The sequence below is a fragment of the Hyunsoonleella flava genome (assembly GCF_004310325.1).
GTDB lineage: Bacteria > Bacteroidota > Bacteroidia > Flavobacteriales > Flavobacteriaceae > Jejuia > Jejuia flava.
On record NZ_SIRT01000032.1, the window covers coordinates 1 to 561 of the forward strand.

A 561-nucleotide genomic window follows, 5' to 3' on the forward strand; every position below is an offset into this window, starting at 1 on the left:
CCAAGTTTGACCAGGGAACTCATTAGGATCATTATCATCACAATCATCTGCAGTAGGCGCTGTTAAGCTGTAGCCTACAGGCTGCTCACAAGCCGTTACTGAAGTGACACTACCGAAGTAGGTATCAGAATCATTATCCACCCCGATGTACCAAGTTTGACCAGGGAACTCGTTAGGATCGTTATCATCACAATCATCTGCAGTAGGTGCCGTAAGCGAATAGCCAACAGGTTGCTCACAAGCCGTTACCGAAGTTACACTACCGAAGTAGGTATCAGAATCATTATCCACCCCGATGTACCATGTTTGGCCAGGGAACTCGTTAGGATCGTTATCATCACAATCATCTGCAGTAGGTGCCGTAAGCGAATAGCCAACAGGTTGCTCACAAGCAGTCACCGAAGTGACACTACCGAAGTAGGTATCAGAATCATTATCCACCCCGATGTACCATGTTTGGCCAGGGAACTCGTTAGGATCGTTATCATCACAATCATCTGCAGTAGGTGCCGTAAGCGAATAGCCAACAGGTTGCTCACAAGCAGTCACCGAAGTGACACT

At 47.4% G+C, this 561-nt stretch carries 1 protein-coding gene; it reads right to left on the reverse strand.

The window, feature by feature from the left end:
* A partial coding sequence (locus EYD45_RS16805; RefSeq protein ID WP_207303324.1) for a MopE-related protein occupies nt 1-561 on the reverse strand: 561 nt, incomplete at both ends.